This window comes from Pseudomonas granadensis, assembly GCF_900105485.1.
GTDB lineage: Bacteria > Pseudomonadota > Gammaproteobacteria > Pseudomonadales > Pseudomonadaceae > Aquipseudomonas > Aquipseudomonas granadensis.
The window spans coordinates 351,693-364,219 of the sequence record NZ_LT629778.1 but is presented as its reverse complement, the minus strand read 5'-3'; the positions used below and the strand labels follow the sequence as shown (position 1 = coordinate 364,219).

Sequence of the window (12,527 nt, the reverse complement as noted above, 5' to 3'; positions counted from 1 at the left end):
GACGAAGTTATGCCGCTGTTGCAGTGACTTCAAAAAACACAAAACTCAAATGATTACCGGAGAAACATCGAATAACAGTCACGTTGTTCACGCGCACCATCCGGCAACAAATAAGTTGCCCGCCAATCATTGGCCAAAGAGCCAAAGCGGCGTTCTAGACGCAAGCATCGTCCGGTTTCAAAGGGAAAGATTCAGACCGGAACCTTGACCGTATGTCACGCCGAGACAAGTTGCTTACAACTTGCCTCGGCATGCAATTCAGGCAAGCGGCTTTTCGCCGTACCAACGCGGTGTGTAAACCCATTCACCACCGCTGGCGCGGGGGAACGTGCAGGTGGTGGAGGAGCCGATCAGCACCATCGTGCGCATGTCGACCTGATCCGCAGTCAGCGCGCCGAGGCTAGTGGTTCGCAAGGTCTGGCCCGGACGGCCGATATCGCGCCCCAGCACGATCGGCGTTTCCGGGGTGCGGTGCTGTGCAACGATTTCCAGCGCCCGGCCCAATTGCCACGGTCGCGCACGGGAAATCGGGTTGTAGAACGCCAAGGCCAGATCCGCTTGCGCAGCGAGGTCCAGACGTTTTTCGATGATCGACCACGGCTTGAGGTTGTCCGACAGCGACATCACGCAGAAGTCATGCCCCAGCGGCGCGCCGGCCTGCGCGGCGGTGGCCAGCGAAGCGGAGACGCCGGGCAGAATTTCCAGATCGACGCTGTGCCACGCCGGGTCGCTCGATTCGTGCAACGCTTCGAGCACGGCCGCGGCCATGGCGAACACACCGGGATCACCCGAGGACACGACGATCACCGAACGCCCTTCGGCAGCGAGGCGGAAGGCGTGACGGGCGCGCTGCATCTCTTCGCGGTTGTCGGTGCAATGCTGCACCTGATCGTCGCGGAAGGGGCCAGCCATGCGCACGTAGGTTTCGTAGCCGAGCACGTCGGTGGCGCGGGCCAGTTCGGCCTTCACCGCCGGCACCATCAATTCGGCAGCACCGGGACCGAGGCCGATCACCGCGAGACGACCGCGAGGGCGGCCGATGTGCTGGATGTCCAGCGGCTCGGCGGCCACTGCAATGGCCAGATTCTGCACAAGATGAAGCTGCGCTTGCGGTACGGCAGCCAGCGCGATTGCCTGCACATCAGTTGCAGTCGCGACAAGGCGCAACGGCACGCCCAACTCCAGCGCCGCTTCGCGCAAGGTTGCCGATGCCATCTCACTGTCAGCCGCCAACAGGCACGCCAGCGATTGCACGGCGACGCTCGCCTGTTGCAACGCGCTGCGCACGGCATGCGCCAGGTCGGCTGTCTCTGCACGCACCGCCACTGCGACGCTGCGCGGGTAAATCAGTAATTCATCGGCGCTCGCTGGACGCTCGGCACTGCCGACATGAATCGTGCGTTGCGCCTGTGGGTCCTGCGGCAACTGCGCCTGATCCAGCCACGGCGCCACGCCTTCGACGCGCACGCGGTGGCCGGCGAGCAGGTCGGAGACAAAGCGCTTGCCCGATTCCAGATCGCCCAGTGCATAACCGCTCGGTGGATTGAGCAGGCAGGTACCAAAGCGCAACTCGCCACTGGTAGTGATCGCTGCTGCCACCTGCAATCCGGCAGCGATGTCGCGTGCCATGACGTTGACCCCGCCGAGGCCGCCCAGCAACGGCACTACCGCGCTGCCATCCTCGGCGACTGCAAGTACGGGCGGCTCAGCGCCCTTTTCCAGCAACAGCGGCGCCAGCGTACGAATGACAATCCCGGCCGCACACAGGGCAATGATCGGCGTGGCCTGCTGATACAGCGCGCGCAGGGTCGCGCCGAATTCCTGATAGACGAAGTCAGCACCTTCGACGCGCCCGGCGAGACCGTGAATCTGCGACGCCGGGTACACCTGCTGAATGCGCCGTGCGGTGGCCAGACTGCCTTGGCCGAGAATGACGATGGCGGGGGTGATCTGCGTCATCAGCCTTGCCACCGTTCGCCGGGCACGATGATCAGGGAGAAGTATGGCGAGGACATCGGCTCGACCTGATCCATCGGCACGATCTTCTGGTTCGCCATGGTTGCCCGCTCGACATACAGCGCGCGCTCGGCCAGACCCAGTTCTTCGAGCACCTGACGCACCTTGGGAAAGTTGCGCCCCAGCTTCATGATTACCGCCGCGTCGGCATCGGCCAGACGTCGCTTCAATTCTTCATGGGGCAACACGCCGGAGAGCACCGACAGGCTCTGATTGCGGTAAACCAGCGGCGCCCCGAGCACCGAAGCACCGCCGAGCATCGAGCACACACCCGGCACCACTTCGGCCTCGTAACGAGCGGCGAGGCGATCATGCAGATACATGTAGGAGCCGTAGAAGAACGGATCACCCTCGCAGATCACTGCCACATCGCGCCCGGCATCCAGATGCTCGGCGACCGCCACGGCCGCTTCGTCGTAGAAATCGCTGATCACCTGCTCGTAGGACAGCGGCGCCGGCAGCGCTTCGGTGGTCACCGGGTACACCAGCGGCAGCAGGTTCTGCGCTTCGACCAGATGCGCTTCGATGATGCCGAACGCATTGCCCTTTTTGCCCTTGGCGACGAAGTACGCCACCACCGGCGATTCGCGCAGCAGGCGCAGGGCTTTGACGGTAATCAGTTCCGGATCACCGGGGCCGACACCCAAGCCGATCAAACGTCCCTTGGCCTGCATCATTCCACCTCCGTGGCGAGCGCGTTGACCGCGGCGGCAGCCATGGCGCTGCCGCCGAGGCGGCCCTGCATGATCACGAACGGCACGCCACGACTGTCGGCGGCGAGTGCGGCTTTTGATTCGGCCGCGCCGACGAAGCCCACCGGAAAGCCGAGAATCAGCGCCGGTTTCGGAGCACCGGCGTCGAGCATTTCCAGCAGATAGAACAGCGCAGTCGGCGCATTGCCGATCACCACTACGCTGCCCTCAAGGTGCGGACGCCACAGCTCCAGCGCCGCGGCAGAACGGGTGTTGCCCATTTCGCGAGCCAGATCAGCCACGCTGTCGTCACGCAAGGTGCAGATCACGTCATTGTTGGCCGGCAGGCGCGCACGGGTCACGCCTTCGGAGACCATCCGCGCATCACACAGGATCGGCGCGCCGGCGGCCAGCGCATCGCGCCCGGCCTTGCCGGCACCTTCGGAAAACTGCAGACCGTCGACGGCTTCGACCATGCCGCAGGCGTGGATCACTCGCACCGCGAGTTTTTCCAGGTCGGCCGGGATGCGCGCCAGATTGGCCTCGCGGCGAATGATCGCGAAGGAGTTGCGATAAATCTCCTGACCGTCGCGGATGTAATCAAGCATCAAGGGGGCTCCGGGCGGCGAGCAAGGTCGCGGCCGCTTCAATAGTAAGGTTGCAGGCGTGCAGCGCGCCGAAATCCCGCAGCGCTGCATCGCGAAAATAGAGATCGTAATGACCGGGACTGACGGCCAGCAGCGTCGCCGGGGCACAGTGTGCCGCCGCGCAGGAACGCATGCAGCCGCTCAGATGTACATCGACCGCTGTGGGCAGTAGCGTCGCCAGTTGTCGGGCGTCGCCCTTGGTGTCGGCCAGGCCTTTGCCGCAACCGCTGGCACCGGTGCAGGCAATCATCCGCGCCAGCGGCTCAGAGGCCTCGGTCAACAGACCCAATGTCTGCAATCGACGCAGCACCTCGCCGGCATCCGCCGCCATGACATTCGGCAGCAGCAGAGTCTGCCATGGCGTCAAGCGCAGGCTGCCGTCGCCGAACTGGCGGGCCAGTTGCGCGGCACCGCGCAGCATCATCGGATTGAGCCGCCCCAGTGGCGGTACCGCACCGACATAAACCCGTCCGGCAATGCTTTGCGCATGCACGCCGATGTGCAGATCGTCCTGCGCAGGTTGGCGCTTCCAGCCACTGATGGCGTTGACCGGCACGCGGCTTCTCAACTGCTCAAGGAACGCCAGCACGGGAAGTTCTTCCAGCACATGGCGCATACGCGTTTGCTCGGGACGCGCCAGCTCGAGAAACAGTTCCAGCACCGCCACCACCAATGCGTGGCCGTTTTCCACCGCTACCGCACCCAGGGCACGATCCGTCGGGCAGCCGGCCAGGCCGAAGGCCAGCCGGGTTTCGCCGCCGTGCTCAAACGCCGACAACCACAGGTCATGGGCGTGCTCGAGCATCGCCAGCGCTTCGCCGCCGTCCAGTTGCACGGCGAATTTGGCGCTCAACTCATGGAACCGCGAATGGCTTTGCAGGGTGTCGAGGATGCTCTCGGCAAGGGCGCGGGTGTCGAAGCGCATCTGCCGATCGATCCCGGCGGCGGGACTGAGCATCAGATTGCGCACGTCGTCGCCGACTGGCGTGCGTGGACCGAGACCGACGGCGAGCAGGCTGTCGATCAATGCCACCGACTGCGCGCCGATTCCGCGGATCTGCAGATTGGCGCGATTGGTCGCCTCGATCACACCGCTGGCAAAGCGTTCGGCGGCGTCTGCCACGGCGTCGGCCTGATCGACACTGATCGAACCGCCATTGAGTTTGATTCGGCAGATCCCGCCATCCAGCGCCTGGACGATACGCAACAACCCCGGACAGGCCGAGGGGCGTACAGCGGTGGATGTCGGACGTTCGTTCAAGGGGCTGACCGGTTGCGTGGCATAGGCGCTTCGCAAGCGAAGGCGCAGTATTATGCCTGCTTTGTCCGCCGGCATGAAAAGTCTGCCCGTCGGAACGCAACAGGGACGGGCAGATGCACAGGCTGAAGGCTCGAGTGACAGCGGCTCAGGTCAAGCCAACGATTTGTTCAAGACACCTTTCTCCCAATAACGAAAGTATCGCCGCCCGCGAAAAATCATAGTCTTCCGACTCCAGCAACGCCTTGCTTGCGCTAATAGACATGTTTCCGATCAAGTCTTCAGCACTGAAACGGCGCTGAATAACCGACGCCTCCCTGAGGTCGGCTGCCTGAAAGCAGATGACCACCGTGCTGATGCCACCTTGCGCAGAGACGAGCGTGAGCAAGAACCGGACCCACTTCTCCTCTTTCACGACATGCTTTTCGAGCACTTGGAGCGCAGCAGGTGTCTGCTCCAGTCGCAACCCCTGAAGCCAGCCATCGGCAATCACTGCCATATCCGGATTCACACGGTGCATGGCCTGCTGCGCCAATGCCAGCAAGGTGAAACTGGCCGGCGCGGGCACTGGAAAATGTATCTCCGGTTCTCCCAGCAGCAGTGCCCCGGTCACGCTCATCGCCCTGTTTCTGGCCTGATTCCACGAAGCGATAGCTGAAATGTTTGCTACCTTGCGGTCGGCCACTGTTTGCGCGTAAAGCAGCGCATTCAGGACGTCAGTCTTCTGTGCATCTGGCAACTCGTTTGCCACCAGAACCAACGTTCCAGCGCAAACGAATGCATTACAACCAAGTCCGGTGCTCATTTGGCCACTCCTGAAAAGCCAGAGGTTTTCACCTCTGGCCTTAAGCGAAATCAGGCTTTGGTGCCAAATTCGATGCTCAACGCTTTCTCGCGCATGGCAGTCAGCGCCTTGACGATCAGGGGCTCGGCTACCAGATAGTCCTCTTCATCCATTTCCATGGTGGCCGCGCCGTTGTACACCTCGACACTGGTGGGTGCCCACTCCACGAACAGCACTTTGGTCTGCTGAGCCTTGGCGAAATACTGTACCGCCGCGACCGCCATGGTAATCCCGCCCTCGGCATCCTGCAGGGCGCTGGTCATGCAGAAGTTGCCGCCTTCGGCTTTCTTCGAGTTTTTTTCGAACAGTGCCAGCGCTTCCGGCTCATTCTTGAGCGCCGCCATGGTCGAGTCCGCAACGGTCGACAGCACTTTCAGGGCTGCCTGCCCCTGGCCGACAGCAGCACCCACCGCGCCGTGAATAATCGACAGTGCAATATTGTCCATGGTCACTTTCTGCGACTCGGCCTGATAGCGGTTATAGGGCTGGCTGAACGCGAACCAGCCCGCCAGTTTCATAAGACGCATGAACTCATTGTAGCGCTGCTCTCTTTGCGAGGCCGCCGGATACTTGAACAACGCTGCGAGATCGGCATACATGTAAGTATTCTTGACGATCCGCTTACTGCGCTTGGACATGCTTGCATCAAAACCGGCGATACCGGTACCCATGATGGCCGCATTAAGTTCGTCCTTATCGATCGGCAGTGCAATACCCGCACGAGCGGTTCGCGCACTCCGCACAGGCTGCGCGGCGATAAACGCATTGCATTCTTCAATCAAGGAAATACGCTCTGCGGCGCACATTACGTGTTCGACTTCCATATTCATTACTTATATCCCTTTTAAATTCCAACGCACCCCTATGGCGCAAAATAAAACTACCTGCCAAGCACAGAACAATCAAACCACACTTCATTCAACTTGTTTCCATGGCGCAGATATCACGCAACTAACGTATCAACCTGCCAATTCAAACTCCGTCACTCGCAGTTCGGCTACTGCGGCATTCAGACGGTCTCGGTACTTGTCGATCTGCGCTCGGTTGATGACGAAACGTCTGGACTGGATGTCCAGTTGCGAGCCGTTGTGCTGCAGATTCCAGAACAGATAGGTCGAGGCCCACTCGGAACTCAGCAAACGTACGTTGCTGATCACTATCTCCAGTTCCGTGTAACGGTTGTACTGCGCCGGAGAAAACCGGAAATCACCAAACTTGCGTGTACTGCTGGTAAACACGTCGATAGCCGCCGGGTCGAATTCCAGCAACTGAAATGATGCCTTCATGGCTCTTACTTTTTCTCGACTCAATAGCTTGGAAAGTGAATTCGCCCAGATCTCGACAACATCGCCGGAGAAGCGTTTGTCAGAGACAATAACCGGCTCATGCTCCAGCCCCCAACCCACCGACCAGAGATGGCCCGAATAAAATTCAAACCACTTGGCGGATTCCAGCTTTCTATTGAAGCGCAGGTCTGCATTATGCTCTGCCCAGCGCATGCTGTTTTTTATGAAGCGTTTATCTTCCCTGCTCACTTCAGAAAAAAAAGATAAAAGATTGCCATCCTGTACCACACTATTACTTTCATCGGACAAAACCTTATTAATTTCACTCACGGAAAACCTCATTGACCAGGTTGTTATATCTGCCTGACGTTGTTCGTAGGCGCTTCAGCAAACTAACAACAAGAAAACGAAGTTTCTAAAAACAACCGATACATTTGATTTCTATCGACTGGCAAAGAGAATGCAGTCAGTGCACAGCCATCGCGTTATCATGTCGGCCGGTAATACTGTGCATAAATGAGGATCGAATGAGCCCTTGGCTGACGGTTGTGGGAATCGGTGAAGACGGCTTCAAGGGCCTGGGCAAACATGCCCGGCGTGCCCTGATGGGCGCCTCGCGGATCGTCGGCGGCCAGCGCCAGCTGGATCTGCTACCGGTTTGCATTGGAGGCGAGCGGCAATTATGGCCGAGCCCGTTTTCCCTCGCGCCCGTGCTGGAACGTCGTGGTGAAGCAGTCTGCGTGCTGGCCAGCGGTGACCCGATGTTCTACGGCGTCGGTGCCAGTCTGGCGCGGCAGGTGGCGAGCGACGAGATGCTGATTCTGCCGGCACCGTCATCCTGTTCGCTGGCGGCCGCGCGCCTCGGCTGGCCGTTGCAGGACGTGGTGACGTTGTCGCTGGTGGCCCGACCATTGGCGGCACTGAATGCGCATCTGTCCGGTGGCGTGCGTCTGTTGTTGCTGAGCAACGACGGCCAGAGCCCGGCGGCGGTCGCGCAGTTGTTGCGCGAGCGGGGTTTCGGCGCCAGTCGCATGAGCGTGTTCGAGCATCTGGGCGGCGACGCCGAGCGGCGCGTCGACGCGATGGCCAGCGCCTGGATCGATGCGCCGATAGCCGATCTCAATGTCATCGCCCTCGAGTGCCTGGCGGATGCCGGTGCGCGGGGCTTGTCGCGTCTGGCCGGGCTGCCTGATTCGGCATTCGAACATGACGGTCAACTGACCAAACGCGACGTACGCGCAGTCACCCTCGCCCGCCTCGCGCCAACGCCCGGTGAACTGCTCTGGGACGTCGGCGCCGGCAGCGGCTCGATCGGCATTGAATGGATGCGCGCGCACCCGAGCTGCCGAGCGCTGGCTATCGAAGCCGATGCTGGTCGCCAGCAACTGATCGAACGCAATCGCGATGCGCTGGGGATCCCGGGCCTGCAACTGATTCGCGGCAAGGCACCGCAGGCCCTGGACGGACTGGAGCGCCCGGACGCGGTTTTCATCGGTGGCGGCGTGACCCGTGAAGGTGTGTTCGAAACCTGCTGGCAACAGCTCAAACCCGGTGGCCGTCTGGTCGCCAACGCGGTGACGCTGCAAAGCGAACTGAGATTGATGAACTGGCGCGAGCGCTACGGCGGCGAGCTGACGCGCATTCATGTCGCACAGGCCCAGCCGCTGGGCGACTTCGATACCTGGCGTCAAGCCTTGCCGATCACCCTGCTCGACCTGGTCAAACCCCTCGATGCGTGACGAAACCGCCGAACAACCCGCGCCCCTGCGCAGCGGCCTGACCACCGGCAGCTGCGCCACCGCCACCAGCCTCGCCGCCGCGCGCCTGCTACTCAGCGGCACCTCGGCCGATGCGGTGCAGATTGTCCTGCCCAAAGGCAAAGAGGTGCAGATGCGTCTGGAGTTCTGCCGACTGAATGCGCGCGGCGCCGAAGCCGGCACGATCAAGGACGCCGGCGACGATCCCGACGTGACCCACGGCGCACTGCTTTATTCGCAGGTGCGGCTGCTGGCCGAGCCGGGCGTGCGCTTCATCGCCGGTGCTGGCGTCGGCACCGTGACCCGCCCGGGTCTGGTGCTGGCGGTGGGCGAACCGGCGATCAACCCGGTGCCGCGTAAAATGATCAGTGACCACCTGAGCCTGCTCGCGGCGGAGACCGGCTACGGCGGGGGATTCGAAGTCACGGTGAATGTCGAAGGCGGCGCAGAACTGGCGCTGAAAACCATGAATCCACGCTTGGGCATTCTCGGCGGACTGTCGATCCTCGGCACCAGCGGCATCGTCCGACCGTTTTCCTGCGCGGCCTACATCGCTTCGATTCATCAGGGCATCGACGTGGCAACAACCAACGGATACCTGCACATCGCTGCCTGCACCGGCAACGCCAGCGAAGACACCATGCGCCGGGTTTACGACCTGCCGGAAATCGCCCTGATCGAAATGGGCGACTTCGTCGGTGCGGTGCTCAAGCACTTGCGCAAAGTGCCCGTGGACAAACTCAGCCTGTGTGGCGGTTTCGGCAAGATCAGCAAACTGGCGGCCGGGCACATGGACCTGCATTCACGGCATTCGAGCATCGATCTGCCGCAACTGGCCGACTGGGCGGCGGCAATCGGCGCAGATGCCGCGTTGCAGCAAGGCATCTGCACGGCCAATACCAGTCAGCAGGCGCTGGCCATGGCGGCTGCAGCTGGGGTCGCACTTGGTGATGAGGTGTGCCGGCATGCGCTGAACTTTGCGCGCAGCGTCGTCCCCGCGCAGGTGCAGGTCGAGGTGTTTGCGATCGATCGTCAGGGCGGCGTTGTCGGGCATGCCGGAGGTTTTGCATGAAGCGGATTCTGCTGCTGGGCGGCGTGACTGAAGCGCTGGCGATTGCCCGCACGCTGGGGCCGCAACATATCTACAGCCTCGCCGGTGTGGGCCGGGTGCCGACAGATCTGACCTGTCAGGTGCGTGTCGGTGGTTACGGTGGCGCTGAAGGTCTGGCGCAATTCATTCATGACCAAGGCATCGATCTGCTGCTCGACGCCACGCATCCCTATGCCGCACAGATCAGCCAGAACGCTGCGACCGCCGCGCGACTGAGCGACATCCCCTGCTGGGCCTTGCGTCGTCCGGCGTGGCAGCCACAGCCCGGTGATGACTGGCGCGAAGTCAGCGACTGGGCCGAGTTGATCGCTGCGCTCAAACCGTTTCGCCGACCGCTGTTCACCCTTGGCCGTGAACCACTGCAGCACCTCGATGAAATCCCCGCCGACCAGTTCTGGACCCTGCGCGCCCTCGACGTTTACCCCGGCAACGAACGCTGCGAAGTGATTGGCGCCCGTGGGCCGTTTCTGTTGGAGGATGAGCGCGCACTGTTCGAACGGCGGCAGATCGATGTGTTGATCAGCAAGAACAGCGGCAGCAACGCGACCGAGCCGAAGCTGGAAGTCGCGCGCGAGCGTGGGGTGCCGGTGTTGGTGTTGAAGCGGCCGGGGTTGCCGGGGGTTGATCGGGAGTTTCTGTCGCTTCAAGAAACACTTGCCGTGTTGGCGACGCTCCTCTCGTGAGGCAAGATCCACAGCTTGCATGATAAGTAACCTATTTGTTACCTTCAGGGCCAGCCGTGATCATACTCGAAGAATATCTACAAGAAGACGAATCAAGCCCGTTTAACCGGTGGATTTCCACTTTGAGTGTCCAGGCCGCAGCTAGGGTCTCTCATGCGATGGTCAGGCTGGAATTGGGCAATACGTCAAATATCAAATGGTTTGATGGCCTGGGTGAATACAAAATAAATTGGGGACCCGGTTACAGAATCTATCTGATACAAGAAGGAAAAAGACTGATTATTCTTTTCGGTGGAGGCGACAAATCTACTCAAAAGAAGGACATCAAACGGGTAAAGGCGTTGATAGCCGAATTCCGTACTCGAAAAAAAGCTGAACAGAACCGGAGGTAATTTGATGGTTCTCACTCGAAGCTACAAACATTCCATAGCGGAACGCGCCCAGCGTGATCCGGAGTTTGCTCAAGCATTGCTGGACGAAGCCGCGACTTCATTTCTGAATGGCGAGCCAGAGATTGCCAGAATTATTCTGCGCGACCTCATTAACGCCACGGTTGGCTTTGAAGAACTGGCAAGGGAAACCGAGCGGCCCAGCAAAAGCTTACATCGGATGCTCTCAGCCAAAGGCAATCCGAGCATGGATAATCTGGCCAAAATATTCTCGGTGATCCGAGCTACGCTAGGTGTAGATATGCAAGTTCATGCTGTGCCAGTGAACTGAGCAACCAGCAGCGCACTGCGACACCAAACCGCACGACGCTTTTTTACTTATCGGCCCTGATCAGGCTAAATAGCCCGCGCCTGATCGCCCACTCCAACGGATCTGTCCCATGAACCGACGCCGGCTAGCAATTGCCTGGATCGCCTGCTTTGCAGTGCTGTTCAACATGCTCGCCATGCCAATGAGCGGGGCGATGGCGCAAGCGGCCAGTTCACCGGCCGAACAATTGCTCTGGAGCAGTTTCTGCACCGGCAGCGGCACGAAGATGGTCGCTATCGATATCGGCGCTACCGATCAGCAATCGCCGCTCAACGACACCCATTCGAACATGCAGCATTGCTGGTGTTGCTCCGGCTCGGCGCCCTTGGTCGCGCTGCCAGGGCATTCGCCGCAGTTGTATTTCGCCCGCTTTGAGAGCAATCGCAGCGTCCCGCCCGCCTCACTGCAAACACCAACACCGCGCCAGCAATGGCCGAGCCTTAATCCCCGTGCCTCACCTCTGGTCTGATTTGTTCGCGCAATAACCCGCGTTTCAAATCGTTCTGGAGAACTGCCATGTTGAACAAACTCATCGTCGTCGCTGCGCTGCTGTTGCCGGCGTGCTTTGCCCATGCCCACGAATACAAGGCCGGCGCGCTGGAAATCGCGCATCCGTGGTCGCAGGAACTGCCGCCGAATGCGCCAACGGTCGCCGCCTATTTCATCATTCACAACGCCGGCAAGACCGACGATCGCCTGCTCGGCGTCGACTCGCCGATTGCTCCGGACGCGCAACTGCACGAACACGTCATGCAGGGCGATCTGATGAAGATGCAGCAGGTGCCGAGCGTGGCGATTCCGGCGGGTGGCAACGTGACCTTCGCGCCGATGGCCTACCACGTCATGCTGCTCAACCCGAGCGATCGCAGCCTGCTCAGCGATGGCAAACGCTTCCCGATGACGCTGCATTTCGAAAAGGCTGGCGACGTCACCGTCGAAGTCGCCGTGCAGAAAAAACCGCCGGAAACCACGCAAACGCACGCGCACGCTCAGTAAGCCATCCGGCACACCTCGCCCATGCGCTCGACAAGCAGCAGGCCCACCCGGCAACGCCGTCAGACTGAACACCTGACCCGCGGCAGCTGGATCGCCCTGTTCGCCATGTTGATGATCTTCATCGGCCCACTGGTCTCTCAGTCGATGCCGATGGATCAGCACGCCTCGACCTCGATGCCGATGAGCATGGGCATGTCGATGGACATGCCCGGCATGGATCACAGCCGCCATGACACGCAACCGGCTGCCGAACACTGCCCGCCACAATCCTCGCATCATGTGCTGTGGGAAAAATGCGGCTACTGCAGCCTGCTGTTCAATTGCCCGGCGCTGACCGGCAGCGGCGACTTCATCGCGTTCAACGTCCCGCCGCTGAACACCTTCACCCCGCCCTCGCCACGCCTGGGCCACGCCCGGCACCCCTTCTTTCCCGGCGCCCGCACCCGCGCCCCGCCCATCGCCACGTAAACACGCACCT

General features: G+C 61.0%; 15 protein-coding genes. 8 read left to right on the top strand and 7 right to left on the bottom strand.

Features of this window, described 5'->3' with window-relative positions; translation table 11 throughout:
- Positions 1 to 258: 258 nt before the first annotated feature.
- The 7 genes from cobJ to BLU52_RS26590 all read right to left on the bottom strand — a co-directional run bounded on the left by cobJ (position 259) and on the right by BLU52_RS26590 (position 7,073).
- On the bottom strand, positions 259 to 1,959 hold the full coding sequence (cobJ, locus tag BLU52_RS01535) for a precorrin-3B C(17)-methyltransferase (RefSeq protein WP_090281026.1): 1,701 nt from the start codon (positions 1,957 to 1,959) through the stop codon (positions 259 to 261).
- A complete protein-coding gene (locus BLU52_RS01530) occupies positions 1,959 to 2,693 on the bottom strand; it encodes a precorrin-2 C(20)-methyltransferase (protein WP_408003545.1) in 735 nt (244 codons plus the stop codon). Before BLU52_RS01530 ends, cobJ begins: the two co-directional genes overlap by 1 nt.
- The gene (locus tag BLU52_RS01525) at positions 2,690 to 3,316 is read right to left on the bottom strand and encodes a precorrin-8X methylmutase (protein WP_090281023.1); all 627 of its coding nucleotides are present in this window, start codon (positions 3,314 to 3,316) and stop codon (positions 2,690 to 2,692) included. The genes BLU52_RS01530 and BLU52_RS01525 overlap by 4 nt, the downstream gene beginning before the upstream one ends.
- Complete coding sequence (gene cobG / locus BLU52_RS01520; RefSeq protein ID WP_090281020.1) at positions 3,309 to 4,691, bottom strand: precorrin-3B synthase; 1,383 nt, start codon at positions 4,689 to 4,691, stop codon at positions 3,309 to 3,311. Before cobG ends, BLU52_RS01525 begins: the two co-directional genes overlap by 8 nt.
- Positions 4,692 to 4,761: 70 nt before the next feature.
- Entirely contained in the window at positions 4,762 to 5,418 is a 657-nt protein-coding gene (locus BLU52_RS01515) for a hypothetical protein (RefSeq protein ID WP_090281017.1), read from the bottom strand.
- A 50-nt stretch (positions 5,419 to 5,468) separates the two neighbouring features.
- A complete protein-coding gene (locus BLU52_RS01510) occupies positions 5,469 to 6,287 on the bottom strand; it encodes a hypothetical protein (protein WP_090281014.1) in 819 nt (272 codons plus the stop codon).
- 129 nt (positions 6,288 to 6,416) lie between these two features.
- Positions 6,417 to 7,073, bottom strand: coding sequence for a hypothetical protein (locus tag BLU52_RS26590; protein ID WP_157720668.1), 657 nt, complete (start codon positions 7,071 to 7,073; stop codon positions 6,417 to 6,419).
- 197 nt (positions 7,074 to 7,270) lie between these two features.
- Between BLU52_RS26590 and cbiE the strand changes: the two genes are divergently transcribed.
- From cbiE to BLU52_RS01465, 8 genes are all read left to right on the top strand, one after another.
- Positions 7,271 to 8,482, top strand: a complete 1,212-nt coding sequence (gene cbiE / locus BLU52_RS01500) for a precorrin-6y C5,15-methyltransferase (decarboxylating) subunit CbiE (RefSeq protein ID WP_090281008.1) — start codon at positions 7,271 to 7,273, stop codon at positions 8,480 to 8,482.
- Positions 8,475 to 9,572, top strand: coding sequence for a cobalt-precorrin-5B (C(1))-methyltransferase (locus BLU52_RS01495; RefSeq protein ID WP_090281005.1), 1,098 nt, complete (start codon positions 8,475 to 8,477; stop codon positions 9,570 to 9,572). Before cbiE ends, BLU52_RS01495 begins: the two co-directional genes overlap by 8 nt.
- Positions 9,569 to 10,294 carry a cobalt-precorrin-6A reductase gene (locus BLU52_RS01490; RefSeq protein WP_090281003.1) on the top strand — a complete coding sequence of 242 codons (726 nt, stop codon included), beginning with the start codon at positions 9,569 to 9,571 and terminating at the stop codon, positions 10,292 to 10,294. The genes BLU52_RS01495 and BLU52_RS01490 overlap by 4 nt, the downstream gene beginning before the upstream one ends.
- A gap of 56 nt (positions 10,295 to 10,350) precedes the next feature.
- Positions 10,351 to 10,686 carry a type II toxin-antitoxin system RelE/ParE family toxin gene (locus BLU52_RS01485; protein ID WP_090280998.1) on the top strand — a complete coding sequence of 112 codons (336 nt, stop codon included), beginning with the start codon at positions 10,351 to 10,353 and terminating at the stop codon, positions 10,684 to 10,686.
- Between the two features lie 4 nt (positions 10,687 to 10,690).
- A complete protein-coding gene (locus tag BLU52_RS01480; RefSeq protein WP_090280995.1) occupies positions 10,691 to 11,014 on the top strand; it encodes a helix-turn-helix domain-containing transcriptional regulator in 324 nt (107 codons plus the stop codon).
- A 109-nt stretch (positions 11,015 to 11,123) separates the two neighbouring features.
- Positions 11,124 to 11,522: a DUF2946 domain-containing protein gene (locus BLU52_RS01475; protein WP_090280991.1), complete on the top strand. Its 399-nt coding sequence runs from the start codon at positions 11,124 to 11,126 to the stop codon at positions 11,520 to 11,522.
- A 47-nt stretch (positions 11,523 to 11,569) separates the two neighbouring features.
- A complete protein-coding gene (locus tag BLU52_RS01470) occupies positions 11,570 to 12,049 on the top strand; it encodes a copper chaperone PCu(A)C (protein WP_090280988.1) in 480 nt (159 codons plus the stop codon).
- 21 nt (positions 12,050 to 12,070) lie between these two features.
- Positions 12,071 to 12,517, top strand: coding sequence for a DUF2946 domain-containing protein (locus tag BLU52_RS01465; protein WP_090280985.1), 447 nt, complete (start codon positions 12,071 to 12,073; stop codon positions 12,515 to 12,517).
- Positions 12,518 to 12,527 lie beyond the last annotated feature (10 nt).

What these genes read in the sequence shown, in the direction of transcription:
- cobJ (WP_090281026.1), bottom strand. Translation starts at nt 1,959, where the DNA reads ATGACGCAGATCACCCCCGCCATCGTCATTCTCGGCCAAGGCAGTCTG.
- cbiE (WP_090281008.1), top strand. Translation starts at nt 7,271, where the DNA reads ATGAGCCCTTGGCTGACGGTTGTGGGAATCGGTGAAGACGGCTTCAAG.
- BLU52_RS01525 (WP_090281023.1), bottom strand. Translation starts at nt 3,316, where the DNA reads ATGCTTGATTACATCCGCGACGGTCAGGAGATTTATCGCAACTCCTTC.
- BLU52_RS01480 (WP_090280995.1), top strand. Translation starts at nt 10,691, where the DNA reads ATGGTTCTCACTCGAAGCTACAAACATTCCATAGCGGAACGCGCCCAG.
- BLU52_RS01515 (WP_090281017.1), bottom strand. Translation starts at nt 5,418, where the DNA reads ATGAGCACCGGACTTGGTTGTAATGCATTCGTTTGCGCTGGAACGTTG.
- BLU52_RS01495 (WP_090281005.1), top strand. Translation starts at nt 8,475, where the DNA reads ATGCGTGACGAAACCGCCGAACAACCCGCGCCCCTGCGCAGCGGCCTG.
- BLU52_RS01465 (WP_090280985.1), top strand. Translation starts at nt 12,071, where the DNA reads ATGCGCTCGACAAGCAGCAGGCCCACCCGGCAACGCCGTCAGACTGAA.
- BLU52_RS01510 (WP_090281014.1), bottom strand. Translation starts at nt 6,287, where the DNA reads ATGAATATGGAAGTCGAACACGTAATGTGCGCCGCAGAGCGTATTTCC.
- BLU52_RS01470 (WP_090280988.1), top strand. Translation starts at nt 11,570, where the DNA reads ATGTTGAACAAACTCATCGTCGTCGCTGCGCTGCTGTTGCCGGCGTGC.
- BLU52_RS01490 (WP_090281003.1), top strand. Translation starts at nt 9,569, where the DNA reads ATGAAGCGGATTCTGCTGCTGGGCGGCGTGACTGAAGCGCTGGCGATT.
- cobG (WP_090281020.1), bottom strand. Translation starts at nt 4,691, where the DNA reads ATGCCGGCGGACAAAGCAGGCATAATACTGCGCCTTCGCTTGCGAAGC.
- BLU52_RS01530 (WP_408003545.1), bottom strand. Translation starts at nt 2,693, where the DNA reads ATGATGCAGGCCAAGGGACGTTTGATCGGCTTGGGTGTCGGCCCCGGT.
- BLU52_RS01475 (WP_090280991.1), top strand. Translation starts at nt 11,124, where the DNA reads ATGAACCGACGCCGGCTAGCAATTGCCTGGATCGCCTGCTTTGCAGTG.